At 68.9% G+C, this 23,045-nt stretch carries 24 protein-coding genes; 17 read left to right on the forward strand and 7 right to left on the reverse strand.

The window, feature by feature from the left end; translation table 11 throughout:
* The 6 genes from ACLF3G_RS03425 (at position 1) to ACLF3G_RS03450 (ending at position 5,684) form a co-directional block, all read left to right on the forward strand.
* A complete protein-coding gene (locus ACLF3G_RS03425) occupies positions 1-1,188 on the forward strand; it encodes an ABC transporter substrate-binding protein (RefSeq protein ID WP_430667913.1) in 1,188 nt (395 codons plus the stop codon).
* Between the two features lie 83 nt (positions 1,189-1,271).
* On the forward strand, positions 1,272-2,195 hold the full coding sequence (locus ACLF3G_RS03430) for a branched-chain amino acid ABC transporter permease (protein ID WP_430667914.1): 924 nt from the start codon (positions 1,272-1,274) through the stop codon (positions 2,193-2,195).
* Complete coding sequence (locus ACLF3G_RS03435; RefSeq protein WP_430667915.1) at positions 2,195-3,133, forward strand: branched-chain amino acid ABC transporter permease; 939 nt, start codon at positions 2,195-2,197, stop codon at positions 3,131-3,133. The genes ACLF3G_RS03430 and ACLF3G_RS03435 overlap by 1 nt, the downstream gene beginning before the upstream one ends.
* Positions 3,126-3,884 (forward strand): ABC transporter ATP-binding protein, encoded by a 759-nt coding sequence (locus tag ACLF3G_RS03440; protein ID WP_430667916.1) that lies wholly within the window; start codon positions 3,126-3,128, stop codon positions 3,882-3,884. The genes ACLF3G_RS03435 and ACLF3G_RS03440 overlap by 8 nt, the downstream gene beginning before the upstream one ends.
* Positions 3,878-4,597, forward strand: a complete 720-nt coding sequence (locus ACLF3G_RS03445) for an ABC transporter ATP-binding protein (protein ID WP_430667917.1) — start codon at positions 3,878-3,880, stop codon at positions 4,595-4,597. Before ACLF3G_RS03440 ends, ACLF3G_RS03445 begins: the two co-directional genes overlap by 7 nt.
* Before the next feature lie 124 nt (positions 4,598-4,721).
* On the forward strand, positions 4,722-5,684 hold the full coding sequence (locus ACLF3G_RS03450; protein WP_430667918.1) for a tripartite tricarboxylate transporter substrate binding protein: 963 nt from the start codon (positions 4,722-4,724) through the stop codon (positions 5,682-5,684).
* A gap of 90 nt (positions 5,685-5,774) precedes the next feature.
* Here the strand turns inward: ACLF3G_RS03450 and ACLF3G_RS03455 are convergent, their stop codons facing one another.
* Together ACLF3G_RS03455 and ACLF3G_RS03460 are read right to left on the reverse strand one after the other, a co-directional pair.
* Positions 5,775-5,912, reverse strand: coding sequence for a hypothetical protein (locus ACLF3G_RS03455; protein ID WP_430667919.1), 138 nt, complete (start codon positions 5,910-5,912; stop codon positions 5,775-5,777).
* A gap of 129 nt (positions 5,913-6,041) precedes the next feature.
* Complete coding sequence (locus ACLF3G_RS03460) at positions 6,042-8,363, reverse strand: bifunctional salicylyl-CoA 5-hydroxylase/oxidoreductase (RefSeq protein ID WP_430667920.1); 2,322 nt, start codon at positions 8,361-8,363, stop codon at positions 6,042-6,044.
* Positions 8,364-8,484: 121 nt separating this feature from the next.
* On the opposite strand from ACLF3G_RS03460, the gene ACLF3G_RS03465 reads away from it, so the two are divergent.
* The 9 genes from ACLF3G_RS03465 to ACLF3G_RS03505 all read left to right on the forward strand — a co-directional run bounded on the left by ACLF3G_RS03465 (position 8,485) and on the right by ACLF3G_RS03505 (position 15,140).
* Positions 8,485-9,213: an SDR family NAD(P)-dependent oxidoreductase gene (locus ACLF3G_RS03465; RefSeq protein WP_430667921.1), complete on the forward strand. Its 729-nt coding sequence runs from the start codon at positions 8,485-8,487 to the stop codon at positions 9,211-9,213.
* Entirely contained in the window at positions 9,210-9,710 is a 501-nt protein-coding gene (locus ACLF3G_RS03470) for a MarR family winged helix-turn-helix transcriptional regulator (protein ID WP_430667922.1), read from the forward strand. The genes ACLF3G_RS03465 and ACLF3G_RS03470 overlap by 4 nt, the downstream gene beginning before the upstream one ends.
* Complete coding sequence (locus tag ACLF3G_RS03475) at positions 9,707-10,519, forward strand: enoyl-CoA hydratase family protein (RefSeq protein ID WP_430667923.1); 813 nt, start codon at positions 9,707-9,709, stop codon at positions 10,517-10,519. The genes ACLF3G_RS03470 and ACLF3G_RS03475 overlap by 4 nt, the downstream gene beginning before the upstream one ends.
* Positions 10,519-11,679: an acyl-CoA dehydrogenase family protein gene (locus tag ACLF3G_RS03480; protein ID WP_430667924.1), complete on the forward strand. Its 1,161-nt coding sequence runs from the start codon at positions 10,519-10,521 to the stop codon at positions 11,677-11,679. The genes ACLF3G_RS03475 and ACLF3G_RS03480 overlap by 1 nt, the downstream gene beginning before the upstream one ends.
* Positions 11,676-13,274 (forward strand): benzoate-CoA ligase family protein, encoded by a 1,599-nt coding sequence (locus ACLF3G_RS03485; protein WP_430667925.1) that lies wholly within the window; start codon positions 11,676-11,678, stop codon positions 13,272-13,274. Before ACLF3G_RS03480 ends, ACLF3G_RS03485 begins: the two co-directional genes overlap by 4 nt.
* Complete coding sequence (locus ACLF3G_RS03490) at positions 13,271-13,729, forward strand: acyl-CoA thioesterase (protein ID WP_430667926.1); 459 nt, start codon at positions 13,271-13,273, stop codon at positions 13,727-13,729. Before ACLF3G_RS03485 ends, ACLF3G_RS03490 begins: the two co-directional genes overlap by 4 nt.
* On the forward strand, positions 13,726-14,124 hold the full coding sequence (locus ACLF3G_RS03495) for a RidA family protein (protein WP_430667927.1): 399 nt from the start codon (positions 13,726-13,728) through the stop codon (positions 14,122-14,124). The genes ACLF3G_RS03490 and ACLF3G_RS03495 overlap by 4 nt, the downstream gene beginning before the upstream one ends.
* 246 nt (positions 14,125-14,370) lie before the next feature.
* The gene (locus ACLF3G_RS03500) at positions 14,371-14,631 is read left to right on the forward strand and encodes a class I SAM-dependent methyltransferase (RefSeq protein WP_430667928.1); all 261 of its coding nucleotides are present in this window, start codon (positions 14,371-14,373) and stop codon (positions 14,629-14,631) included.
* Positions 14,632-14,918: 287 nt separating this feature from the next.
* On the forward strand, positions 14,919-15,140 hold the full coding sequence (locus ACLF3G_RS03505; RefSeq protein ID WP_430667929.1) for a hypothetical protein: 222 nt from the start codon (positions 14,919-14,921) through the stop codon (positions 15,138-15,140).
* A gap of 88 nt (positions 15,141-15,228) precedes the next feature.
* On the opposite strand, the gene ACLF3G_RS03510 is transcribed toward ACLF3G_RS03505, so the two are convergent.
* Positions 15,229-15,447, reverse strand: coding sequence for a hypothetical protein (locus ACLF3G_RS03510; RefSeq protein WP_430667930.1), 219 nt, complete (start codon positions 15,445-15,447; stop codon positions 15,229-15,231).
* Positions 15,448-15,756: 309 nt separating this feature from the next.
* Here ACLF3G_RS03510 and ACLF3G_RS03515 point away from each other — a divergent pair, with 309 nt between their 5' ends.
* The gene (locus ACLF3G_RS03515) at positions 15,757-16,971 is read left to right on the forward strand and encodes an NADP-dependent isocitrate dehydrogenase (protein WP_430667931.1); all 1,215 of its coding nucleotides are present in this window, start codon (positions 15,757-15,759) and stop codon (positions 16,969-16,971) included.
* A gap of 34 nt (positions 16,972-17,005) precedes the next feature.
* Entirely contained in the window at positions 17,006-17,689 is a 684-nt protein-coding gene (locus ACLF3G_RS03520; RefSeq protein WP_430667932.1) for a DUF599 domain-containing protein, read from the forward strand.
* Here ACLF3G_RS03520 and ACLF3G_RS03525 read toward each other — a convergent pair whose 3' ends face one another.
* The 4 genes from ACLF3G_RS03525 to alaS all read right to left on the reverse strand — a co-directional run bounded on the left by ACLF3G_RS03525 (position 17,690) and on the right by alaS (position 23,003).
* The gene (locus tag ACLF3G_RS03525) at positions 17,690-18,499 is read right to left on the reverse strand and encodes a putative hydro-lyase (RefSeq protein WP_430667933.1); all 810 of its coding nucleotides are present in this window, start codon (positions 18,497-18,499) and stop codon (positions 17,690-17,692) included.
* A 38-nt stretch (positions 18,500-18,537) separates the two neighbouring features.
* On the reverse strand, positions 18,538-19,638 hold the full coding sequence (locus tag ACLF3G_RS03530) for a P1 family peptidase (RefSeq protein WP_430667934.1): 1,101 nt from the start codon (positions 19,636-19,638) through the stop codon (positions 18,538-18,540).
* A gap of 69 nt (positions 19,639-19,707) precedes the next feature.
* Positions 19,708-20,088, reverse strand: a complete 381-nt coding sequence (locus ACLF3G_RS03535) for a hypothetical protein (protein WP_430667935.1) — start codon at positions 20,086-20,088, stop codon at positions 19,708-19,710.
* 266 nt (positions 20,089-20,354) lie between these two features.
* Complete coding sequence (alaS, locus tag ACLF3G_RS03540; RefSeq protein ID WP_430667936.1) at positions 20,355-23,003, reverse strand: alanine--tRNA ligase; 2,649 nt, start codon at positions 23,001-23,003, stop codon at positions 20,355-20,357.
* Positions 23,004-23,045 lie beyond the last annotated feature (42 nt).

Consider the following 23,045-nt stretch of genomic DNA (forward strand, 5'->3'; position numbering starts at 1 on the left):
ATGAGCATCCAGATTGGCCGGCGGCATGTGATGGGGCTGGCGGCGGCGGGTCTTGCCATGCCCGCGGTGGGGCGCGCGCAGGCGGCGCCGGTGAAGATCGGGCTGGTGGCGGTGCAGACCGGACCGGCGGCGTCGCTGGGCACGCATCTGCGGGACGGCTTCCTGCTCGGCATGCGGCATCTGGAGAACAGGCTCGGCGGCCGCATGGCGGAGGTCATCCAGATCGATGACGAGCTGAAGCCCGATGTCGCCGTCACCAAGGTCCGCGCCGCGCTGGAGCGCGACAAGGTGGATTTCGTGGTGGGCGTGGTGTTCTCCAACATCCTGGCGGCGGTGATGCGGCCGGTGACGGAGCAGCAGACCTTCCTGATCTCGACCAATGCCGGTCCGTCCCCCTTCGCCGGGCGCGGCTGCAATCCGTTCTTCTTCGCGACCTCCTACGTCAACGACCAGAACCATGCGGTGATGGGGCGGGCGGCGCAGGATGCCGGCTACAAGCGGATGATGCTGCTGACGCCGAACTACCAGGCAGGCCGCGACGCGATGGCCGGCTTCAAGTCGGAATACAAGGGCGAGGTGGTGGACGAGATCTTCACCCCGCTGACGCAGATGGACTTCTCCTCCGAACTCGCGCGCATCGCCTCGGCACGACCGGATGCGATCTTCACCTTCATGCCGGGCGGGCTCGGCGTGAACCTGGTGCGGCAGTACCGTCAGGCGGGGCTCGCCAACATTCCCTTCCTGTCCGCCTTCACGGTCGATGAGAGCGTGTTGCCGGCGCAGGGCGCCGCGGCGGTCGGCTTCCAGACCGGCACCAGCTGGACACCGACGCTGCCGGGCGAGGCGAACGCCCGCTTCGTCCGCGACTTCGAGGCGCAGTTCAACTACGTGCCGGCCAGCTACGCGGCGCATGCCTATGACGCCGCGATGCTGCTGGACAGCGCCATCCGCAAGACGGGCGGCAACCTGGCCGACAAGGGGGCGCTGCGCGCCGCGATCAAGGCGGCGGATTTCCGCAGCGTGCGCGGCAACTTCGCCTTCGGCGAGAACCACTTCCCGGTGCAGGATTTCTGGCTGGCGAAGGTGGCGGCGCGGCCGGACGGGAAGTTCCAGACCGAGCATGTGCGGAAGGTGTTCGACAACGTGACGGATCCGTTCGCGGCGCAGTGCCGGATGCCGGCGGCCTGAGCAACCAAGCTTAACCCCCTCACCCACTGTTCGACGCATGAGTCGATCCCCCCAAGGGGGAGAGGGCTTTCTGGAGTGCGTGGATGTCGTTGACGCTGCTGCTCGTGCAGGGGTTGAACGGGCTGCAGCTCGGCATCCTGCTGTTCCTGATCGCGGCGGGGCTGACCCTGGTGTTCGGGGTGATGGATTTCATCAACCTGGCGCATGGCGTGCAGTACATGGTGGGCGCCTATCTTGCGGCGTATTTCGCCGCGATGTCGGGCAGCTTCTGGGTGGCGCTGCTGCTGGCGCTGCCGGCGGCGCTGGCGGTGGGGCTGCTGCTGGAAATCCTGGTCTTCCGGCATCTGTATGACCGCGACCATTTGGCGCAGGTGCTGGCGACCTTCGGCGTCATCCTGATCCTGAATGATGGCGTGAAGGCGCTGTTCGGCTCCGCGCCGTTGCAGGTGCCGATGCCGGATGGGCTGACCGGCGGCATCGAGGTGATGCAGGGGCTGCTGTATCCGCATTATCGGCTGGCGATCATCGCCGGCGGGCTCGCCACGGCAGGGCTGCTGTGGTGGCTGGTGGAGCGGACGAAGGTGGGCATGCTGATCCGCGCGGGGGCGACGAATGCGCCGATGGTGGCGGCACTCGGCGTCGATATCAGGCGGCTGTTCATGGTGGTGTTCGGCTTCGGCGCCATGCTGGCGGGATTTGCCGGGGTGATGGCGGCGCCGATCCTGTCGGTGGAGCCGGGGATGGGCGACAATCTGCTGATCCTCGCCTTCGTCGTCATCGTCATCGGCGGCATCGGATCCGTGCGCGGTGCGTTCCTGGCGGCGCTGCTGGTTGGCCTCGTGGAAACACTTGGACGGTCCATGATGCCGGATCTGATGCGCTGGTTCATGGAGCCTTCGGCGGCGCGGCAGGTGGGGGCGGCGCTGGCCTCGATGCTGATCTACATCGCAATGGCCGCGATCCTGGCCTTCCGGCCGGCAGGGCTGTTCCCGGTGCGCGCATCCTGATGGGCGCGCTGCGCCGGGAGGCTCCTGCCCTGCTGCTGCTGGGCGCACTCGGCATCGCCCCCTTCATCGGTTTTGGCGAAGGCTATGTGCTGACGCTGCTGGCGCGCGCGATGATCCTGGCGATGGCGGCGGTGTCGCTTTCGTTCCTTGTCGGCGGCGCGGGGCTGGTCTCGCTGGGTCATGCGGCGATGCTCGGCTTCGGGGCCTATGCGGTGGTGATCCTGGACGACATGCAGGTGGTGGATGCGGTGGTCGTGCTGCCTGTGGCGATGCTGGCGGCGGCGGCGTTCGCGCTGGCGACGGGGGCGGTCGCCATCCGCACCAGCGGCGTGCACTTCATCATGATCACGCTGGCCTTCGGGCAGATGGCGTTCTTCACGGCCTCGTCGCTCTCCGGCTATGGCGGCGACGATGGCTACACGCTGTATGCGCGCAGCGAGGTGGTCGGCACGCGCATCCTGTCGGACCGGCTCGGCTTCCACTACGTCTGCCTCGGCGCGCTGACCCTGGCGTGGCTGGTCTGCCGGATGCTGCTGGCATCGCGCTTCGGGCGCGTGCTGCGGGCGGTGCGAGGCAATCCGCTGCGGGCGCAGGCGCTGGGGTTCTCGCCCTATCCCTACCGGCTGGTCGCCTATGTCATCGCAGGGGCGATCGCGGGTGCTGCGGGGTTCCTGTTCGCCAATGCGACGGAGTTCGTGGCGCCGGCCTACATCTCCTGGCAGCGCAGCGGCGAACTGCTGTTCATGGTGATCCTCGGAGGGATCTCCGGGCTGCATGGCGCGCTGCTCGGCGCGCTCGGCTTCGTGCTGCTGGAGGAATGGCTGAGCCACCAGTGGGAGCATTGGCGCATCGCCTTCGGGGTGCTGCTGATCCTGGCGGTGGTGTTCATGCCCGGCGGGCTGTCCGGACTTCTGGCGCGGGGGGTGCGGCGTGGCTGAGGCGCTGCTCTCGCTGCAAGGCCTGCGCAAGCGCTTCGGCGGGCTGGCGGTGACGGATGACGTCTCGCTGGAGGTCGCGGCGGGAGAAATCCATGCGGTGATCGGACCGAACGGCGCCGGCAAGACCACGCTGATCAACGAGATCAGCGGCGTGCTGCCGGTGGATGCCGGGCAGATCCGGTTCGAGGGGCGCGACATCACGCGGCTGAAGCTGCACCGGCGGGCCCGGCTAGGGCTGGCGCGGTCCTTCCAGATCACCTCGATCATCCCGGACTTCACGGCGCTGGAGAATGCTGCGCTGGCGGTGCAGGCAGGGGATGGCACCTCCTTCCGCTTCTTTCGCCCGGCGGCCGGCGAAGTGCGGCTGAACGCGGCGGCGATGCAGGCGCTGGACCAGGTGGGGCTGGCTGCGCGCGCCGCAGTCCCGGCGGGCGAGATGAGCCATGGCGAGAAGCGGCAGTTGGAACTGGCGATTGCCTTGGCGACGCAGCCGCGCCTGCTGCTGCTGGACGAACCGCTGGCCGGCGCGGGGCCGGAGGAGACGGAGCGGCTGATCGGCATCCTGCGCGGGCTGCGCGGCCGCTACGCCATCCTGCTCGTGGAACACGACATGCAGGCGGTGTTCGCGATGGCGGACCGCATTTCCGTGCTGGTCTATGGCCGCGTCATCGCGACCGGCACGCCCGATGCGATCCGCGCCAATGCGGAGGTCAAGGCGGCCTATCTCGGGGAGGATGAGGCGACGTGCTGAGCCTCCAAGGCCTCACCGCCGGCTATGGCGGCAGCCAGGTGCTGTTCGGGGTGGAGCTGGCGATCGGTGCCGGGGAGGTCGTGACGCTGCTCGGCCGCAACGGGATGGGCAAGACGACGACGATCCGCGCCATCATGGGGCTGCTGCCCTCCGTCGGCGGGCGGGTCTGGGGCGGCGGCATCGCGGTGGATGGCGCGCCGGTGGCCGGGCTGCCGGCGCATCGGGTGGCGCAACTCGGGCTCGGGCTGGTGCCGGAGGGGCGTCAGGTGTTCGCCACCCTGACGGTGGAGGAGAACCTGCTGGCGACGGCGGCCAACCGCAGCGGCCGCGCCGCACCGCGTTGGACGCTGGATGAGGTTTATGGGTTCTTTCCCCGGTTGCAGGAACGCCGCCGCAACCCGGGTGCGAAGCTCTCGGGTGGGGAACAGCAGATGGTGGCGATCGGCCGCGCGCTGATGACCAACCCGCGGCTGCTCATTCTCGATGAGGCGACGGAGGGGCTGGCGCCACTGATCCGGGCGGAGATCTGGTCCGTGCTGGCGAAGCTGAAGGCGGAGGGCCAGGCGATCCTGCTGATCGACAAGAACCTGGCCGCGGTGTCCCGCCTGGCGGATCGGCATGTGGTGATCGAGAAGGGCCGCACGGTCTGGACCGGGACGAGCGCCGATCTCGCGGCCTCGCCGCAGGTGCGGGACAGCTACCTGCACGTGTAAAGCCTTTACTGCTTCACAGCATCCGCCGAAGCGGGCTTTACCGGTTTCGCCGCCGGCCGCGCTGCGCACCATTCCCCCGGACGCCACGCATCCTTCATACGATCCACCTGCACAGGAGGATCGCATGTCGCTGCTGACCCGCCGTTCCGCGCTTGGCGCGCTGCTCGCCGCCCCCCTCGCCGCGCCTGCCCTTGCCAATGCCTGGCGGCCGGACCGCCCGGTGGAACTCGTCGTCGGCTTCGCGCCCGGCGGCGGCACGGACATCGTCGCGCGGCTGTTCGCGAAGCACCTGGAGACGCGGCTCGGCCAGCCGATCACGGTGGTGAACCGGCCGGGCGCGTCGAGCGAGGTGGCGCTGACATACGTTTCCCGCGCGCGGCCGGACGGGCTGGTGATGGGGCTGACCAACATGCCGTCCTTCGTTACCGTGCCGGTGGAACGGCGGGCGCAGTATTCGCTGGATAGCTTCGGCTTCATCGGCAACATCATGACGGACCCGACCGGCCTCATCATCCGCGCCGACAGCCCGATCAAGGACGTGCCGGACCTGGTGCGCCGCGCGCTGGCGGAGCCGGAGGGGATCACCATCTCGACCTCCGGCATCGGCACGGATGACCACCTGATGCTGGCGATGATCTCGCGGCTGAGCGGCGCAAGATTCACTATCGTCCACTACACCGGCGCGCCGATCCAGCGGAACGCGCTGATGGCGGGGCATGTGCAGGCGAACTGCGTCTCGGTGGGGGAGGTGATGCCAAACCCGGACGGCGTGCGCTTCATCGGCCATGGCGGCGCGGCGGAAACCCGCTTCGCGCCGGGCGTGCCGACCTTCAAGAGCATGGGCCTGGACTTCGAGATGTATTCGGAGCGCGGCCTGGTGGTGCCCTCCGCGACGCCGGCGCGCATCGTGGAACGGCTGCGCGACGCGGTGCAGGAGGCGGCCTCCGACCCCGCGACGCGGCAGACCTTCGCGGCGCAATTCATCGAGCCGACGCTGGAGCCGGGAGCGGCGTGGGAGGCGCGGATGCGGGCGGCGCAGACGCAGTATGCGGAATTGTGGCGCCGGGCGCCGTGGATCAACAGCTGAGGTTGGGGCGAAAGCCCTCTCCTCCGGAGCAGGCGAGGGTTCAAGCGGCGAGCAGGCGTTCGAGGGTGTGCCTGTCGAACAGGTAGAAGCTCATCCAACGCCGGTGAACAGCGCCACGATCTCCGCCGCGACCGTGCGGTCGGCATCCTCGGGCAGCGGGATCCGACCGGCGGGAAAACCCATGGTGCCACCGCGATCGGCATCGTCCAACGGCACGACCTTGACCATGGGCCTGCCGGCCTTGGCGGTGAAGGCCTAGGCCCGCGCCGCCTGCTCGATGAGCTCGGAAACCTGGGCTCCGGCCTCATGGATGTTGATGCACCGCATTCCCGGCTGACCTGGTCTGGTCCGTTCGACTTACTCCGCCGCGCGCGGCAGCGCATGCGGCACCGGTGCATGGGTCTTGGGGCGGGCCTTCAGCTTCAGCTCGCGCAGCTCCGCCTGTTCCTTCGCCGCATTGCGCAGCGCCGCATCCTGGCCCCACCGGTATTGCGGCGGGCAGGCCTGGTCGCGGACGCCGTATTGCGCGGCGGCGTGCAGCGTGAAGGACGGGTCGGTCAGGTGCGGGCGGCCAAGCGCCACCAGATCCGCGCGGCCGGCGGCGATGATGGTGTTGACCTGGTCGGCGCTGGTGATGTTGCCGACGCACATCACGGCGATATCCGCTTCATTACGGATCATGTCGGCCCAGGGCAGCTGGAACATGCGGCCATAGGTCGGGCTGGCATCGGCGACGGTCTGGCCGGTGGAGACATCGATGAGGTCCGCGCCGGCTTGCCCGAAGGCGCGGGCGATGGCGAGGCAGTCCTCATCCGTCAGCCCGCCGTCCGCCCAGTCGGTGGCGGAGATGCGGACCGACATTGGCTTCAAAGCGGGCCAAGCCTCGCGCAGCGCGCCGAAGACCTCCAGCGGGAAGCGCAGGCGGTTGGCGATGGGGCCGCCGTATTCGTCGGTGCGCTGGTTGGTCAGGGGTGAGAGGAAGGACGCCAGCAGGTAGCCGTGGGCGCAGTGCAGTTCCAGCATGTCGAAGCCGCAGGCGATGCCGCGGCGGGCGGCGGCGACGAAATCCGCCTTCACCGCATCCATGTCGGTACGCGTCATCTCCCGCGGCACTTGGCTGTGCGGGTGGTAGGGTGTCGGGCTTGCGGAGAGGAGGGGCCAGGCGCCTTCGGCTAGCGGCTGGTCCATGCCCTCCCACATCAGCTTCGTTGCACCCTTGCGGCCGGCATGGCCAAGCTGGAGCGCGAACCTTGCCGCGGAACTGCCATGCACCAGCTTCACGATGCGGGTCCAGGCGGCCTGCTGCGCGTCGTTCCACAACCCGGTGCAGCCGGGGGTGATGCGGGCGTCACGGCTGACGCAGGTCATCTCAGTGAAGACCAGCCCGGCACCGCCCACGGCGCGGGCGCCGTAATGGGCGAGGTGAAAGTCGTTCGGCAGGCCGTCGGTGGCGGAGTACATGCACATGGGCGAGACGACGACGCGGTTGGCGACCCGCATGTCGCGCAGCGCGAAGGGCTGGAACATCGGCGGTTTCCGCGGATCGCCGCCCACTTCCTCCGCCACCGCGCGCTGCGTCTCCGCCACGAAGTCCGGCGCGCGGAGGGCGAGGTTGTCCCAGGTGATGGCCTTGCTGCGCGTCATCACGCCGAAGGCGAAGCGGGTGGGGGAGAAGTCCCAGAAGCGCCTCACATGCTCGAACCAGACGAGGGAGACGTTGGCGGCGTGCTGCGTCTTCTCGACATCCTCGCGCCGCCCGGTCTCGAAGGCGTGCAGCGCCTCCGGCACCGTTGCATGGCGCAGGAAGGACTGGTGCAGCGCGATGGAATCCTCCATCGCCAGCTTGGTGCCGGAGCCGATGGAGAAATGCGCGCTGGCCTTGGCATCGCCGAGCAGCACGACGTTGCCGCGCACCCAGCGGGCGCATTTCACGGTGGGGAAGCGGCGCCAGGTGCTGCGGTTGGTGATCAGGCGATGGCCCTGTAATTCCTCGGAGAACACGCCTTCCAGAAAGGCAGCGCTGGCCGCTTCGTCCATGCGGTCCAGGCCGGCGCTCGCAAAAGTCTCGGGGTCGGTTTCCAGGACCCAGGTGCTGGCGCCGGGCTCGTACTGGTAGCAATGGGCGATGAAGATGCCGTGCGGCGTTTCCTTGAAGAAGAAGGTGAAGGCGTCGAAGGGCCGCGTGCTGCCCATCCAGGCAAAGCGGTTGGGGCGCAGGTCGATCTCGGGCTGGAAATGCTCGGCGAACCGCTCGCGGATCGGGGAGTTGATGCCGTCGGCGGCGACGATGAGGTCGGCGTCCGGGAAATCCTCCGGCGTGGCTTCGCGGCGGAATTCGAGTTCGACGCCGAGGGCGCGGGCCCGGTCGGCCAGCAGCATCAGCAGCGTGCGGCGGGAACAGCCGCAGAAGCCGTTGCCGCCGACGCGGTGTTCCTGGCCCTTCGCGTGAATCGAGATGTCGTCCCAGTACGCGAAGCTGGCCGTGATGGCGCGGTAGCTCGGCTCGTCAGCCTGCTGGAACGCGTCGAGGGTCGCGTCGCTGAACACCACGCCGAAGCCGAAGGTGTCCTCCGCCCGGTTGCGCTCGACCACCGTGATGCGCGAGCCCGGGAAATCCCGCTTCATCAGGATGGCGAAGTACAGGCCTGCCGGGCCGCCGCCGATCACCGCGATGCGCATCCGCGCTTCTCCCGATCCTGGATGGAGATAGTTTAGGCTTCAAAGATTGGCGGTTCAACGGAAATGCAAGGTTGCCCCGGGGGGCGGCGATGTTTTAGGCTTGAAGCATTGCGGAGGGATCATGGTCTCGGCAGCGCTTCACGGCAGGACGGCCCTGGTCACCGGCGGCGGCAGCGGCATCGGCGCTGCCTGCGCCGCGGCGCTGACAGCGGTGGGCGTGCGGGTGACGGTGCTGGGCCGGCGCGAGGACCGGCTGCGGGCGGTGGTCGAGGCGGGCGAGGCGCAGGCCTTCATCGTCGGGGACGTGAACGCGCTGCCAAAGCTGCCGGATTTCGAGATGCTGGTGCAGGCGGCGGGCGTGGCGGAAAGCGCGGCTTTCCTGAAGACGGATGCGGCGCTGTTCGAGCGGATGTGGCGCGTCAACCTGATCGGTGCCGTTGCGGTAACGCAGGCGGTGCTGCCAGGGATGCTGGCCGCAGGGTTCGGGCGGGTGGTGATGGTGGCCTCCACCGCATCCCTGAAGGGCTACCCCTACGTCACGGCCTATGCGGCTGCGAAGCACGGGTTGCTCGGGCTGGTGCGGTCCCTGGCGCAGGAGGTGGCGGCGAAGGGCGTGACGGTGAACGCCGTGTGCCCCGGCTTCACCGAGACCGATATCGTTGCCGACAGCGTCGCCCGCATCATGGACAGGACCGGCCGCAGCGAGGCCGAAGCGCGGGCGGAGCTTGCGAAGCACAACCCACAGCGGCGCCTGGTGCAGCCGGCGGAGGTGGCCGCGGCGGTGCTGGCGCTGTGCGGCGCCTCGGCGATCAACGGCCAGGCGATTGCGGTGGATGGGGGCGAGACATGACGCCCGTGGATGCGGAAACCGCGCTGGCGCACGCGCCGCCCGGCCACAAGGACGAGTTGCGGCTGTGGCTGCGGATGCTGACCTGCACCACGCTGATCGAGGGCGAGATCCGCCGCCGGCTGCGGCGGGACTTCGACACCACCCTGCCCCGCTTCGACCTTCTGGCGGCGCTGGACCGCGTGCCGGCTGGGCTGAGCCTGGGCGAGGTCTCGCAGCGGATGATGGTGAGCAACGGCAACGTCACCGGCCTCGCCGCGCGGCTGGAGGCGGAGGGGCTGGTCGAGCGGCGCGTGCGGCCCGGCGACAAGCGGGCGCAGATGCTGCGGCTGACGGCGAAGGGGCGGCGCGACTTCGCGCGGCAATCGGCGGCGCATGAGGCCTGGGTGGCGGAGTTGCTGGAAGGCATGGCGGAGGGCGAGCGCGGTGCGCTGTTCCTGCTGCTGGGCAAGGCCAAGCTTTCGGTGCGTGGCGCACTGACATCGGAGGAGGCGGCATGATCCCGCTGGCGGATTATCGGGCACAGCATGTGAGGCTGGAGGTGGCGGGGGGCGTCGCGACCATCACACTGGATCGGCCGGAACGGAAGAACCCGCTGACCTTCGAGAGCTATGCGGAGCTGACCGCGATGTTCCGCGCGGCGGCGCAGGATGACGCGGTGCGGGCCTTCGTGGTGGCGGGCTCGGGCGGGAATTTCTGTTCGGGCGGCGACGTGCACGAGATCATCGGGCCGCTGCTGGACCGCGACACCAAGGGGCTGATGCAGTTCACCGCGATGACCGGCGACCTGGTGAAGGCGATGCGCGGCTGTCCGCAGCCGATCGTCGCGGCGGTGGATGGCATCGCGGCCGGCGCGGGAGCGATCATCGCCATGGCGTCGGATATGCGGCTGGGCACGGCGCGGGCGAAGGTCGCGTTCCTGTTCAACCGGGTCGGGCTGGCCGGATGCGACATGGGCGCCTGCGCCATCCTCCCGCGCCTCATCGGTCAGGGGCGCGCGAGCGAGCTGTTGTTCACCGGCCGGTCGCTGGGCGGAGAGGAAGGCTTGGCCTGGGGCTTCTTCAACACGCTGCACGCGCCGGAGGGGCTGGCCGGCGCTGCAACATCGCTTGCGCGGCAGATCGCGGAGGGGCCGGGCTTCGCGCATGCCATGACCAAGCGGATGCTGGCGATGGAATGGGCCATGTCCGTCGAACAGGCGATCGAGGCGGAGGCGGTGGCGCAGGCGCTGTGCATGACGACGCAGGATTTCCGGCGCGCCTACGACGCCTTCGTGGCGAAGCAGCGGCCGGTGTTCCGGGGCGATTGATGGTAGACCCATCTTTCCTCGACTGGCCGTTCCTGGAGCCGCGCCACAAGGATTGGGCGGCGGAAGTGGAGGCCTGGGCGGCGCGGCACGCCGAGGTGCTGTCGGACGAGCATGACGCGGATGCCAGCGTGGTGCGGCTGGCGCGCGCGATGGGGGATGCCGGGCTGCTGCGTGTGCCCTGCCCGTCCGATGGCGTGCTGGATGTGCGGGCGCTGTGCCTGGCGCGGGACATCCTGGCGCGTCACAGCGGCCTCGCAGATTTCGCCTTCGCCATGCAGGGGCTCGGCACGGGGCCGGTGACGCTGTTCGGCAGCGCGGCGCAGCGGGACCGCTGGCTGCCGGGCGCGCGTGCCGGCACAGGGCTTGCCGCGTTCGCGCTGAGCGAGCCGGAGGCGGGCAGCGATGTCTCGGCCCTGGCGTTGACGGCGACGCCGGACGGCAACGGGCATTACCGGCTGAGCGGGCAGAAGACCTGGATCAGCAATGGCGGCATCGCGGCGAGCTACGTGGTGTTCGCGCGCACCGGGGAGGCGCCGGGGGCGAAGGGGCTTTCGGCCTTCCTCGTGCCCGCCGATGCGCCGGGGCTGACGGTCGCGGAGCGGATCGAGGTGACGGCGCCGCATCCCCTGGCGCGACTGGATTTCGCGGACGTTCGCGTGGCGGCCGAGGACATGCTGGGCAAGCCGGGCGAAGGCTTCCGGGTGGCGATGGCCACGCTCGACGTGTTCCGCGCCACCGTCGGCGCGGCCGCGCTGGGCTTCGCGCGGCGGGCGCTGGACATGACGGTGGCGCATGCCACGTCGCGCCGTATTTTCGGCGGGACGTTGTTCGACCAGCAGATGTCGCAGGTGGCCATCGCCGACAGCGCGACGGAGGTGGAGGCCGCGGCGCTGCTGGTCTACCGCGCCGCCTGGCTGAAGGATTCGGGTACGGCGCGGGTGACGCGCGAAGCCTCCATGGCCAAGCTGCATGCGACGGAGGTGGCGCAGCGCGCAGCCGACCGGAACGTGCAGATCCATGGCGGGCTCGGCGTGACGCGGGGCCACAAGGCGGAGGAGCTCTATCGGGAGGTCCGGGCGCTGCGCGTCTATGAAGGCGCCTCCGAGATCCAGCGCATCGTGATCGCGAAGGCGGAACGCGACCGCCACGGCGCCCGATGAGCGCGCATCAGGACAGCTTCGCCCGCGACCACCTGCCGCCGCGGGAGCAGTGGCCGGAGTTCCTGCTCGACCGGCCGGAGTACCGCTACCCGCCGCGGCTGAACTGCGCGGTGGAACTGCTGGACCGCAACCTGGAGCGCGGGCGCGGCGACCATCCGGCGCTGGTGACGCCACGGGAAACGCTGAGCTATGCGCAGCTTGCGGACCGCGTGGACCGGATTGCGCGGGTGCTGGTGGAACGGCTGGGGCTGGTGCCGGGCAACCGGGTGCTGCTGCGCTCGGCCAACAATGCCTGGATGGTCGCGGCTTACTTCGCGGTGCTGAAGGCCGGAGGGATCGTCGTCGCCACCATGCCGCTGCTGCGCGCCAGGGAATTGTCCCAGGTGCTGTGCAAGGCCCGCATCAGCCACGCGCTGTGCGATGCGAGGCTGGTGGAGGAACTCCGCAAGGCCGATGCGCCAGATTTGCGCCACCTGGTGTGCTGGGGCGATGGCGAGCTGGAGGGGATGGTGGCACAGACCGCCCCGGGATTTCCGGCCTGCGACACGGCGGCGGATGACATCTGCCTGATCGGCTTCACCAGCGGTTCGACCGGAGAGCCGAAGGGCACGCTGCATTTCCATCGCGATATGATGGCGATCTGCGACGGCTATGCGATGCAGGTGCTGCGGCCGGAACCCGCAGATGTGTTCATCGGCTCACCGCCACTCGCCTTCACCTTCGGGCTCGGCGGGCTGGTGCTGTTCCCGTTCCGCGTCGGCGCCACGGCGGTGTTGCTGGAACGTGCGCCGCCGGAAGAACTGCCGGCGGCGATCGAGCGCTACCACGGCACGGTGTGCTTCACCGCGCCGACGGCATACCGGGTCATGGCCGGGCTGGCCGGCCAACATGATATGTCGAGCCTGCGCAAATGCGTCTCGGCCGGGGAGGCGCTGCCGAAGCCGATCTTCGATTCGTGGCAGGCGGCGACAGGCCTCAAGCTGATGGACGGCATCGGCGCGACCGAGATGCTGCACATTTTTATCGGTGCGCCGGAGGAAGCGATTCGCCCGGGCGCCACCGGATTGCCGGTGCCGGGCTACGTCGCCCGGGTAGTGGATGAGGCCGGCGCCGACGTGCCGCGCGGCACCATCGGGCGGCTGGCTGTGAAAGGGCCGACCGGGTGCCGCTACCTGGATGACCCGCGCCAGGCGCAGTACGTGCAGCACGGCTGGAACATCACCGGCGACACCTACATCCAGGACCAGGACGGCTACTTCTGGTACCAGGCGCGCAACGACGACATGATCATCTCAGCGGGCTACAACATCGCGGGGCCGGAGGTGGAGGCGGCGTTGCTGGCGCACCCGGCGGTCGCCGAATGCGGTGTGGTCGGCGCGCCGGATGCGGAGCGGGGGATGGTGGTGCGGGCCTATGTCGTGCCGAAGCCGGGTATCGTGGCGGATGCGATGCTGGCGAAGGCGTTGCAGGATTTCGTCAAGGCGGAGATCGCGCCGTACAAATATCCGCGCAGCGTGGTGTTCTGCGACGCGCTGCCGCGGACCGAGACAGGCAAGCTGCAGCGCTTTGCGCTTCGGCAAAAGGCAAGGGCATGACGCGGCCGGTGCCCCTGCCCGCCTCGGCGCTTCCCATGCAGGCCTTCCGCAGCGAACAGCGCGTGCGCTTCGGCGATTGCGACCCGGCGGGAATCGTGTTCTTCGCGACCTGGTTCGCCAAGGCGAATGCGGCGGTGGAGGATTGGTTCGAGGCGGCACTCGGCATCGACTTCCACGCGCTGCACGCCGAACGCCGCGTCGGCACCGGCTTCGCCCATGCCGAGGCGGATTTCTTCGCGCCTGGGCTGATGGGGGACCGGGTGGCGCTGACGCCGCTGGTGACGCGGATCGGCGGGGCTTCCTACGGGCTGACTCTACATGTGCATCGGGGGGAAGCGGAGTTGCTGCGGATGCATCTGGTGACGGCGACCACCAACCTCGATGCGCGGCGCGCGGTGCCGGTGCCGGCCGATCTGCGCGCGGCGCTGGCGGCGTATCAGGAGCGTTGCGCATGAACCCCCTCACCGCCCTGCAACCGCCCGGCTGGCCGGCGCCGCGCGGCTATTCGAACGGGATGATGGGGCGTGGGCGCCTCGTGCTTGTGGGCGGGCAGATTGGCTGGGATGCGGAGGGGCGCTTCGCCCCGGGCTTCGTCGCGCAGGTGCGGCAGGCGCTGGGAAACATCCTGGCGGTGCTGCGGGAGGCCGGCGGCGGCCCGGAACATGTCGGGCGGCTGACCTGGTATGTGGTGGATATCGCAGAATACCGCGCCAGCCTGGCCGAGCTCGGCCCGGCCTACCGTGCCGTGATGGGGCGCAACTTTCCGGCCATGGCCTTGGTGCAAGTGGTGGCGCTGGTGGAGCCGGAGGCGCGGGTGGAGATCGAGGCGACCGCGATTCTGCCGGATTGAGCGCTTCTCACGCAATCTCCTGATCCTGTAGGGTCGGTATGTTGCCGGGTGCAGACCTGGAGGATCGCCGCTTTTCTATTTTTTGCCCGGCGCGAGTGAGAACCAGCCCTGCCAGATCTGGATTGGAACGCCGAGACCTGGGATGGCGCCTACGACTGGGAAAATGGTGGCGAGGAATGGAGCGACGCCTGGGGTGGCAGCGAAGCACAGTGGTTTGGCTCGCTCTACCCCCGCCTGCATCGCTTCTTGCCGACGGGACGTGTGCTGGAAATAGCGCCCGGCTACGGACGTTGGACGAAGTTTCTGATCGGCTTGAGTGAGTCGTTCGTCGGCGTCGATCTTTCAGATCGATGCGTCAAGGCCTGCAAGACCCGCTTCGCCGCGAGCCACCATGCCAGCTTCTTGAAAACCGATGGAACTTCCTTGGCGATGACCGATGGAAAATTCGACTTCGTCTTTTCATTCCATTCTCTGGTTCATGCCGAAGTCTCGATTGCCGGGGCATAAATACGCATCGCCAGGGGCTACGTCAGCGCCGGGATTGTCGCGGACTTTATAAGGGAAAATGGCGGCTCCGTCCTCCTTCAGGAGAAGGTCAACTGGGGCTCTGCGGAGCTGACCGACAGCCTGACGCTTTTTGGCCAAGCCGCGTGCTTCGCGGGGGAAACGAAACAACTGGAAAATACGAGCTTCATGGACGAGGCGCACATCATCAAGGCCTTCCAGAGCTTCTACGGGCGCCTCTCAAGATGCAGGAACTGGCCCGCCGCAGCAGCGGTGGGAACGCGTTTGCCGTGGCCGCCGAATCTGCGGCGCTCCGCCGCAGCGAGGCGCGTGCCGCGAAGGCCGAGGCCTTGCTGCACGACTGCCAGGGTCGTCTCGCCTCCATGGAGACCAGCACCATCTGGCGCGCCAGCGGCCCGGTCCGCAGCTACCTGGCCGCCAATCCCCGCATGGGGGCAGCGCTGAAGCAGGTCCTGCAGCCGATCTGGCGAGGGATACGCCGCCTGAGGTGACAGCGGGGCTCGCCGTGCTCAGCGCTGGTCCCGCCCGGGTCGTTAGGGCCCTCCGGATAGGCTCCAACAGCAACGGGAGCCCGCACGTTCAGGTGGCGTCGGCAAGCCCGGTGTCCATGTCCGGCATCGCGTCCGGCAGGGGATCGGGCTCGATGGCGGCGTCCCGGCGCCAGCCGCGGCGTTCCTCGCAGATCCGGCGGGCGAGCAGGACGGTGCCCACCGCGCCGGCCCCGATGGCGAGCGTGGTCACGGCGCCGGCCAGCAGCATGCCGCCCATCATCGTTCCTGCGGCCATTCGCAGCATCATCGCTCAGACTCCATTTGCTGTCCGACTATCTGGGCGGGGTGCGGCGGGAGTCCAGCGTCGGCGGCGGCGGTGGGAGGGATCGTTCCGCAGCGCAGGAGCACACGATGCTGCCATCGGCCAGACGGTTCGGCATGGTGGGCTCCGCGCAATGCGGGCACTCCACGGGTTCAGGGCGGGTCAATTCGATCGCGATCGCTCCTTGCAAGGTCAGGCATGCGGCCCGCGGGGTTGCCCCCGCAGGGTCAGGTTGGCATGTTCCCGCCGCATACATCCCCCAGGACACGGCGGCGGCCGCGAAGGATATCAGGCATGGCGAAGATCAAGGTGAAGACCCCCGTCGTGGAGATGGACGGGGACGAGATGACGCGGATCATCTGGGGGTTCATCAAGGACCGCCTGATCCTGCCCTACCTCGACATCGACCTGAAGTACTACGACCTCGGCGTCGAATACCGCGACCAGACCGATGACCAGGTGACGGTGGATGCCGCCAACGCCACCAAGCAGTACGGCGTCGGCGTGAAGTGCGCGACCATCACCCCGGATGAGGCCCGGGTGAAGGAATTCGGCCTGAAGAAGATGTGGCGCAGCCCGAACGGCACCATCCGCAACATCCTGGACGGCACCATCTTCCGCGAGCCGATCATCTGCCAGAACGTGCCGCGCCTGGTGCCGCACTGGTCGAAGCCGATCGTCGTCGGCCGCCACGCCTATGGCGACATCTACCGCGCGGTCGAGATGAAGATCCCGGGCGCCGGCAAGGTGACCATGACCTACACGCCGGAAGGCGGCGGCGCGCCGGTCGAGATCGGCGACTTCCCGTTCAAGGCGCCGGGCGTGTTCATGGGCCAGCACAACCTGAACGCCTCGATCGAGGGCTTCGCCCGCGCATCCTTCAACTATGGGCTGGCGCGGAAGTATTCCGTGTATTTCAGCCACAAGAACACGATCCTGAAGGCCTATGACGGCAACTTCAAGGACATCTTCAAGTCGATCTTCGACGCGGAATTCGCCGACAAGTTCAAGGCGGCCGGCATCGTCTACGAGGACCGGCTGATCGATGACATGGTGGCCTCCGCGCTGAAGTGGGAAGGCGGCTACATCTGGGCCTGCAAGAACTACGATGGCGACGTGCAGTCCGACATCGTGGCGCAGGGTTTTGGGTCGCTCGGCCTGATGACATCCGTGCTGCTGTCCCCGGATGGCAACACCGTCGAGTCCGAGGCGGCGCACGGCACCGTCACGCGCCATTACCGTGAGCACCAGAAGGGTCGCGAGACCAGCACGAACCCGATCGCCTCGATCTTCGCCTGGACCCGCGGCCTGGCCTATCGCGGCAAGTTCGACGGGACGCCGGATGTGGTGGACTTCGCCGATGCGCTGGAGAAGGTCTGCATCGAGACGGTGGAGTCCGGCGACATGACGAAGGACCTCGCCATCCTGATCTCCAAGGACCAGCCCTGGCTGAACACCCAGGCCTTCCTGGCGAAGCTGGACGAGAACCTGAAGAAGAAGATGGGGTGAGACGGGACGGCATCAGGTCACTTAGGCTGACCTGATGCCGATCTTCTCAACCCTCGACTGGCTGGCGCTGACAGTCTTCGCGTCCTGCTGGCTGGGCTATTCCAACCTGGTCGACCGGGTGCCACGCATCCACCGGTCCAGCGTCATCGCGGCGATGGACGAACACCGGCGCCGCTGGATGCGCGCCATGCTGGACCGGGACAACCGCATCGCCGACATGGCGGCGATCGGCAACCTGATGAACAGCACCAGCTTTCTCGCCACCACCAGCATCTTCATCCTGGGCGGCCTGGTGGCGCTGCTCGGCGCGCCGGATCTGGGGCAGCGGGTGGTGCAGGCACTGCCCTATGCGGCGGTGCCGAACGAGGTGCTGTGGGAGCTGAAGATCGGCCTGCTGCTGCTGATCTTCGTCAACGCCTTCTTCGAGCTGACCTGGGCGCTGCGGCAGTTCAACTACACCTCGATCCTGGTCGGCGGCATCGCCTCCGGCGCACCCTCCCCGGCCAGCATCGGGCAGGCGGAGGCGGCGGCGCGGGTGCTGAACCGCGGCGCGCGGCACTTCAACACGGGGCTGCGCAGCTACTATTTCGGCCTGGCCGCGCTGGCCTGGATCGTCCACCCGGTGGCGCTCATCGCCACCAGCCTGTTCGTGCTGCGCGAACTGCACCGGCGGGAGTTCAAATCCGCAGTGCGGGAGGCTTTGACACCTTCCCCCTGATCAGGCTTGCCGGAGATCGGCCAGGCGAAGGTCGGTCAGGAACATGTGGCCGACGCTGTGCGTGATCATTTCCGGGATGCCGGCGGCCATGGCCACGGCCTGCGGAGTGACGCCGCAGCCCCAGAACATCGGCACCTCGTCCGGCGCCAGGTCGCAGGCGGTGGTCCAGTCGGCGCGACTGGGATCGACGCCGATGGCGGCGGGATTGCCGACATGGACGGGGCCGCCATGCGTGGCGGGATAGCGCGCCGTCACCGCCCGCACCTGGTCCGCCCAGCGCGGCGGGATCGGCTTCAGGCTGACCACCATCGGGCCACGGAACGGGCCGGCCGGGATGCAGTCGAGGCTGGAGGTGAAGGTCGGGATCCGGCTGCCCCGGCGGAAGCTGCGGGCCGGGATGCCCTCGGCCTCCAGCGCCGCGTCGAAGGACAGGCTGCACCCCATGACGAAGCCGACATGGTCGGGGCGCCAGATGGCGCGCAGGTCGGACACTTCCTCGACGAACTGGCCGTGCCGGTAGATCCGGTAGCGCGAAAGATCGGTGCGCAGATCGCTGCCAGGGGCGACCTGGCGGGCCTCCGGGCTGCCGGTATCCGTCACGTCCAGCAGCGGGCAGGGCTTCGGGTTGCGCAGGCAGAAGCGCAGGAAATCCAGCGCCTGGGCCTCGGGCAGGATGGCAAGATTCGCCTGGATGTAGCCGCCGGCAAGGTCATGCGTGGTGCCGCGCCACTGTCCGGCGCGGATCGCGGCGCGGGTCTCGGCGGCGGTGCGGCCGGCGAGGTCCTCGCGCCGGAGGTCGTCGAGCGGCATGGCTGGTGCCCTTTCCAATCCTGGAAGCCTGCGTGCAATCAGGGCAGGCGGCAAGCCGCGCGGCGCAGGGCGACCACCTGGTCCAGCGGCAGGGCCTGGCCGGTGACGCGGCGGCCATCGAGGTGGGACACGATGGTGGTGGCGCAGCACAGCGCATTCAGCACCGCCTCCTCCGTCGCCTCCGCCACGGCGACGAACAGCGGCGACATGCGGTCGTTCGGCCAATCCGCGACGGCACCGTGCTCCGGCGTGCGGCGGACATCGGCGTGGGTGGCGAAGGCGAGGGCGTAGTCGCCGGAGCCATCCGAGAAGGCGGCGCCGGTGCGGGCGATGCCGGCCATGGCGCGGCGGGCCAGGCGTTGCAGGTTGCGGTCGGACAGCGGCGCATCGGTGGCCAGGACCACCATGACCGAGCCATCCGCATCCGCCTGTTCCGCCGCATGTTCTGCCAGGTAGAACTTCCGCAGCAGCCGCCCCACGGGCAACCCATCCATCAGCAGCGCGCCGCCGTAATTCGCCTGCACCAGCGCCCCCACCGTCCAGCCGCCGAGTGCTGCCGGCAGGATGCGGGAGGAGGTGCCGATGCCGCCCTTCCAGCCGAAGGCCATGGTCCCGGTGCCGGCGCCGACGCTGCCCTCCGCCACCGGTCCATCGCTTGCCTGGTCCAGGGCCTGGCGCATGTGGTCGGTGGTGACGCCGCGGGCGCGGATGTCATTCAGGCGACCGTCATTGGTCTCGCCGACGACGGCGTTGACGGAGCGGACCGTCGCATTGCCTGGCTGTGCCAGAGTCCAGTCCACGAGCGCCTCCACCGCCCGCCCCACCGCCAGGGTGTTGGTGAGGAGGATAGGGGTTTCGAGTTCTCCGAGTTCCTGCACCTGCGTCACGCCCGCCATCTTCCCAAAGCCGTTCATGGCGAAGACGCCGGCGGGAACGCGGCTGGCGTAGGGATTGCCGGAATGCGGCAGGATGGCAGTGACGCCGGTGCGGATGGTCTCGCCCTGGATCAGCGTGACCTGGCCGACACGAACGCCGGCGACGTCCGTGATGGCGTTGTGCAGGCCGGGGGCGAAGAGGCCGGGGGCAAAGCCGAGGGTACGGGCGCGATGCCGCGCGGCATCTTGGATTGGCATGGCCATGGGGCACTTCCTATACTCTGGTCATGTCGGGACACGAGAGCGAAGCCACCAGCCCAGCCCGAGCAGGCCTCAAATCCCGCGCCTGGGTCGTCCGTGCCGCCGGGTGGCAATCCCTTCCTCCCGACTGCGAAACCGGTGCAGCTGGACTATCTCATCAAGTCCTTCGGCCCCTTGAAGTACAGCAAACCAGCCGCGGTCGGTTCCAGATAGGCGGATCAGCAGCCTCAGCAGGGCAACGGCCGCGAGCCTACTGAAAGCCATCACGACCGGCTGGCGCCAGGTCGGCGCCGCGAGGCCTGCCGCGACGAGGCTGCCGGAAAAAGGCGCGAGGATCGCGACGTAGAGGTCGGCGCCGAATCGACGAGAGGCGGAGCGCGCCGCCAGGTTGTTGCGCTCGATTGCGCGATCCAGCTCATTGGCCAGGAAAAGGAAAAAGCTGCGCCGGCACAAGCTTCTCGACCGCACGGTCCAGCAGGGTCGAGGGCCGAAGCGCGGGCGCCGCGCTCTCGCTGCCGCGGAGCGACCAGCCAGCCACGAGGGCGGCGAGGGCGGCCATTCCGCCAGTCGTCAGCAGGCCGGCCACTGCCATGGCCTGCGACGCCTGAAGTACCGCCACCGCCTTGGTGTCCAGGGTCCTGCTGGCGTCGATCTGGCCCAGGATGAGGCCCTGCGCCTGGCGCAGGACTCCTGGGCCGAGGCTGGGTCGACCTTGCCACTCACCCGGCCAGCGCCGCCCTCACCGCCGCCAGGGCCTCGGCTGCCTTCGCCGCATCGGGGCCGCCGGCCTGGGCCATGTCGGGCTTGCCCCCGCCGCCCTTGCCGCCGACGGCGAGTGCCGCGGCGCGGACCAGGGTGGGCGCATCCGCCTTGTCCTTCGCGGCCGGGCCGACGCCGACGAAGATGCTGGCCTTGCCTTCCGCGGTGGAGACCAACGCCACGATGTCGGCGGTGTCCGCCTTCAGTATTGCCTCGGCGACACCCTTGAGGTCGCGCGGCGGCATCTCGCCGAGTTCGCGGAGCGCGAGGCGCAGGCCGTTGACGGTCTCGACCTCTGCCGCCGCGCCGCCCGTCGCCAGCTTCCTGCGGAGGTCGGTCACCTCGCGCTCCAGCCGCTTGCGGTCCTCCAGCAGGCCGGTGATGCGGTCGGCCAACTCGGCGGGGCGCGCCTTGAGGACGGCGGCGGCCTCGTTCAACTGCCGGTCGCGCTCCTCAAGCAGCTTGAGCGCCGCTTCGCCGGTCACCGCCTCGACGCGTCGGATGCCGGCCGCGACGGCGCCTTCGGAGACGATGCGGAACAGGCCGATGTCGCCGGTGCGGCGGACATGGGTACCGCCGCACAACTCCAGCGAATAGACGCCGTGGCGTTCAGTGGCGGCGGGGTCGTGGCCCATGCTGACAACGCGGACCTCGTCGCCGTATTTCTCGCCGAACAGCGCCATGGCGCCGACGGCCACGGCCTGGTCCGGCGTCATCAGGCGGGTGACGACCTCGGCGTTCTCGCGGATGCGGGCATTTACCTCGGCCTCGACCCAGGCAAGGTCGTCGTCCTTCATCGGCGTGGGCTGGGAGACGTCGAAGCGCAGGCGGTCCGGCGCGTTCAGCGAGCCCTTCTGCGCGACATGCGTGCCGAGGCGGCGGCGCAGCGCCTCATGCAGCAGGTGCGTCGCGGAATGGTGGGCGCGGATGGTGGACCGGCGCGCGTGGTCGACCTCGGCCACCACGGGCAGGCCCAGCTTCGCCTCGCCGTGAGCCACGATGCCGTAGTGGACGAAGACGTCCGAGAGCTTCTTCTGCGTATCGCGCACGACGATGCGGCAGGCCTCGCCGGCCGAGATCAGCCCGGCATCGCCGACCTGGCCACCGGATTCGGCGTAGAAGGGCGTCTGGTTCAGCACCACCGCAACCTCGGTGCCGGCAGGCGCGGAGTCGACCGGCTTGCCGTCCACCAGGATCGCCAGGATGGAACCCTCGGCACTCTCGGTCGAGTAGCCGAGGAACTCGGTGGCGCCGAGCTTCTCGCGGATGTCGAACCACTGGGTTTCCGTCGCGGCCTCGCCGGAGCCGGCCCAGGCGGCGCGGGCGCGCTGCTTCTGCTCGGCCATCGCAGCTTCGAAACCGGCGGTGTCCACGGACTTGCCCTCGCCGCGCAGCGCGTCCTGCGTCAGGTCGAGCGGGAAGCCGTAGGTGTCGTAGAGCTTGAAGGCGACCTCGCCAGGCAGCGTGCCGCCCTCGCCCAGCTTTCCCGATTCATCCGACAGCAGGCCGAGGCCGCGTTCCAGCAGCAAGCGGAAGCGGGTTTCCTCCAGGCGCAGGGTCTCGATCACCAGCGCCTCGGCGCGGAAGATCTCGGGGTAGGCGGCACCCATCTGGCGGGTCAGGGCCGGGACCAGGCGGTGCAGCAGCGGCTCCCGCGCGCCCATCATGTGGGCGTGGCGCATGGCGCGGCGCAGGATGCGGCGGAGGACGTAGCCGCGGCCCTCGTTGGAGGGCAGCACGCCATCGGCGATCAGGAAGGTGCCGGCGCGCAGGTGGTCGGCCACCACGCGGTGGCTGGTCTTCCACTGGCCATCGGGGTCCTGCCCGGTGGCCTCGGCGCTCGCCAGGATCAGGGCGCGCAGCGTGTCCGTGTCATAGTTGTCGTGCTTGCCCTGCAGGATGGCGGCGAAGCGTTCCAGCCCCATGCCGGTGTCGATCGAGGGGCGCGGCAGCGGCACGCGGGTGCCGGGCGGGCCTTCCTCGTACTGCATGAAGACCAGGTTCCAGATCTCGATGAACCGGTCGCCATTCTCGTCCGGGCTGCCGGGCGGGCCGCCGGGGATCTTGTCGCCGTGGTCGAAGAAGATCTCGGAGCACGGGCCGCAGGGGCCGGTGTCGCCCATGCGCCAAAAATTGTCGGCGGTCGGGATGCGGATGATGCGGCTGTCCGGCAGGCCGGCGATCTTCTTCCAGAAGACCGGCGCCTCCTCGTCCTCCGAGTACACCGTGACCAGCAGGCGGTCCTTGGGCAGCGAGAAATCGCGGGTCAGCAGGGTCCAGGCATGCTCGATCGCCTGGTCCTTGAAGTAGTCGCCGAAGCTGAAATTGCCCAGCATCTCGAAGAAGGTGTGGTGCCGGGCGGTGTAGCCGACATTGTCCAGGTCGTTGTGCTTGCCGCCGGCGCGGACGCATTTCTGGGCGGTCGTGGCGCGCTGGTAGCTGCGCTTCTCCTGGCCCGTGAAGACATTCTTGAACTGCACCATGCCGCTGTTGGCGAACATCAGCGTCGGGTCGTTGCGCGGCACGAGGGGGGAGCTTTCCACCACCTCGTGCCCGTTACGCGCGAAATAGTCCAGGAAGGTGGCGCGGATGTCGTTGCTGCTGCTCATGGTCTCGGCATGTCTCTCAACGGGCCGGGATCGTTAGAGCAG

The organism is Falsiroseomonas sp. HC035 (assembly GCF_050563525.1).
Lineage (GTDB): Bacteria > Pseudomonadota > Alphaproteobacteria > Acetobacterales > Acetobacteraceae > Falsiroseomonas.

Bases quoted from the DNA above. Each gene is read 5' to 3' on its own strand.
- ACLF3G_RS03525 (WP_430667933.1), bottom strand. From the start codon at position 18,499: ATGCCGCTCGACGACCTCCGGCGCGAGGACCTCGCCGGCCGCACCGCC.
- ACLF3G_RS03425 (WP_430667913.1), top strand. From the start codon at position 1: ATGAGCATCCAGATTGGCCGGCGGCATGTGATGGGGCTGGCGGCGGCG.
- ACLF3G_RS03490 (WP_430667926.1), top strand. From the start codon at position 13,271: ATGACGCGGCCGGTGCCCCTGCCCGCCTCGGCGCTTCCCATGCAGGCC.
- alaS (WP_430667936.1), bottom strand. From the start codon at position 23,003: ATGAGCAGCAGCAACGACATCCGCGCCACCTTCCTGGACTATTTCGCG.
- ACLF3G_RS03430 (WP_430667914.1), top strand. From the start codon at position 1,272: ATGTCGTTGACGCTGCTGCTCGTGCAGGGGTTGAACGGGCTGCAGCTC.
- ACLF3G_RS03530 (WP_430667934.1), bottom strand. From the start codon at position 19,638: ATGGCCATGCCAATCCAAGATGCCGCGCGGCATCGCGCCCGTACCCTC.
- ACLF3G_RS03485 (WP_430667925.1), top strand. From the start codon at position 11,676: ATGAGCGCGCATCAGGACAGCTTCGCCCGCGACCACCTGCCGCCGCGG.
- ACLF3G_RS03450 (WP_430667918.1), top strand. From the start codon at position 4,722: ATGTCGCTGCTGACCCGCCGTTCCGCGCTTGGCGCGCTGCTCGCCGCC.
- ACLF3G_RS03460 (WP_430667920.1), bottom strand. From the start codon at position 8,363: ATGCGCATCGCGGTGATCGGCGGCGGCCCGGCAGGCCTGTACTTCGCC.
- ACLF3G_RS03475 (WP_430667923.1), top strand. From the start codon at position 9,707: ATGATCCCGCTGGCGGATTATCGGGCACAGCATGTGAGGCTGGAGGTG.
- ACLF3G_RS03435 (WP_430667915.1), top strand. From the start codon at position 2,195: ATGGGCGCGCTGCGCCGGGAGGCTCCTGCCCTGCTGCTGCTGGGCGCA.
- ACLF3G_RS03515 (WP_430667931.1), top strand. From the start codon at position 15,757: ATGGCGAAGATCAAGGTGAAGACCCCCGTCGTGGAGATGGACGGGGAC.
- ACLF3G_RS03455 (WP_430667919.1), bottom strand. From the start codon at position 5,912: ATGGTCAAGGTCGTGCCGTTGGACGATGCCGATCGCGGTGGCACCATG.
- ACLF3G_RS03470 (WP_430667922.1), top strand. From the start codon at position 9,210: ATGACGCCCGTGGATGCGGAAACCGCGCTGGCGCACGCGCCGCCCGGC.
- ACLF3G_RS03520 (WP_430667932.1), top strand. From the start codon at position 17,006: ATGCCGATCTTCTCAACCCTCGACTGGCTGGCGCTGACAGTCTTCGCG.
- ACLF3G_RS03465 (WP_430667921.1), top strand. From the start codon at position 8,485: ATGGTCTCGGCAGCGCTTCACGGCAGGACGGCCCTGGTCACCGGCGGC.
- ACLF3G_RS03480 (WP_430667924.1), top strand. From the start codon at position 10,519: ATGGTAGACCCATCTTTCCTCGACTGGCCGTTCCTGGAGCCGCGCCAC.
- ACLF3G_RS03510 (WP_430667930.1), bottom strand. From the start codon at position 15,447: ATGATGCTGCGAATGGCCGCAGGAACGATGATGGGCGGCATGCTGCTG.
- ACLF3G_RS03495 (WP_430667927.1), top strand. From the start codon at position 13,726: ATGAACCCCCTCACCGCCCTGCAACCGCCCGGCTGGCCGGCGCCGCGC.